We start from the raw sequence: 1,758 nt of genomic DNA, 5'->3' as shown, positions 1-1,758 counted from the left end.
GCTCTTTAACAATTTATCAGACAATCTGTGTGGGCACTCACAAGACGATATCAGCCACTTCGGTGGCAAAAAATATCAAGTCTTAGAGTGACCAAGCAGTAATTCATTTAGTTGAATTATTACGAAGTAATCTCTGAGCACCGCTTCACTTGTTGAAGCAAATCGAACTTTTAATTGAAGAGTTTGATCATGGCTCAGATTGAACGCTGGCGGCAGGCCTAACACATGCAAGTCGAGCGGCAGCGGAAAGTAGCTTGCTACTTTGCCGGCGAGCGGCGGACGGGTGAGTAATGTCTGGGAAACTGCCTGATGGAGGGGGATAACTACTGGAAACGGTAGCTAATACCGCATGACCTCGAAAGAGCAAAGTGGGGGATCTTCGGACCTCACGCCATCGGATGTGCCCAGATGGGATTAGCTAGTAGGTGAGGTAATGGCTCACCTAGGCGACGATCCCTAGCTGGTCTGAGAGGATGACCAGCCACACTGGAACTGAGACACGGTCCAGACTCCTACGGGAGGCAGCAGTGGGGAATATTGCACAATGGGCGCAAGCCTGATGCAGCCATGCCGCGTGTGTGAAGAAGGCCTTAGGGTTGTAAAGCACTTTCAGCGAGGAGGAAGGCATCACACTTAATACGTGTGGTGATTGACGTTACTCGCAGAAGAAGCACCGGCTAACTCCGTGCCAGCAGCCGCGGTAATACGGAGGGTGCAAGCGTTAATCGGAATTACTGGGCGTAAAGCGCACGCAGGCGGTTTGTTAAGTCAGATGTGAAATCCCCGCGCTTAACGTGGGAACTGCATTTGAAACTGGCAAGCTAGAGTCTTGTAGAGGGGGGTAGAATTCCAGGTGTAGCGGTGAAATGCGTAGAGATCTGGAGGAATACCGGTGGCGAAGGCGGCCCCCTGGACAAAGACTGACGCTCAGGTGCGAAAGCGTGGGGAGCAAACAGGATTAGATACCCTGGTAGTCCACGCTGTAAACGATGTCGACTTGGAGGTTGTGCCCTTGAGGCGTGGCTTCCGGAGCTAACGCGTTAAGTCGACCGCCTGGGGAGTACGGCCGCAAGGTTAAAACTCAAATGAATTGACGGGGGCCCGCACAAGCGGTGGAGCATGTGGTTTAATTCGATGCAACGCGAAGAACCTTACCTACTCTTGACATCCACGGAATTCGCCAGAGATGGCTTAGTGCCTTCGGGAACCGTGAGACAGGTGCTGCATGGCTGTCGTCAGCTCGTGTTGTGAAATGTTGGGTTAAGTCCCGCAACGAGCGCAACCCTTATCCTTTGTTGCCAGCACGTAATGGTGGGAACTCAAAGGAGACTGCCGGTGATAAACCGGAGGAAGGTGGGGATGACGTCAAGTCATCATGGCCCTTACGAGTAGGGCTACACACGTGCTACAATGGCATATACAAAGAGAAGCGAACTCGCGAGAGCAAGCGGACCTCATAAAGTATGTCGTAGTCCGGATTGGAGTCTGCAACTCGACTCCATGAAGTCGGAATCGCTAGTAATCGTAGATCAGAATGCTACGGTGAATACGTTCCCGGGCCTTGTACACACCGCCCGTCACACCATGGGAGTGGGTTGCAAAAGAAGTAGGTAGCTTAACCTTCGGGAGGGCGCTTACCACTTTGTGATTCATGACTGGGGTGAAGTCGTAACAAGGTAACCGTAGGGGAACCTGCGGTTGGATCACCTCCTTACCTCAAGATACGCATTGTGCAGTGTCCACACAGATTGTCTGATG

The 1,758-nt window shown here is 52.2% G+C and carries 1 rRNA gene; it reads left to right on the top strand.

The window, feature by feature from the left end:
- The first annotated feature begins 171 nt into the window (after positions 1-171).
- A 16S ribosomal RNA gene (locus HGO41_RS25560) occupies positions 172-1,714 on the top strand.
- Positions 1,715-1,758: the final 44 nt, after the last annotated feature.

This window comes from Rahnella sp. CG8 (assembly GCF_023701875.1).
Classification (GTDB): Bacteria; Pseudomonadota; Gammaproteobacteria; order Enterobacterales; family Enterobacteriaceae; genus Rahnella; species Rahnella aceris.
Note: the sequence above shows the minus strand (reverse complement) of the source record. Positions and strands in the feature narration are given on the sequence as shown.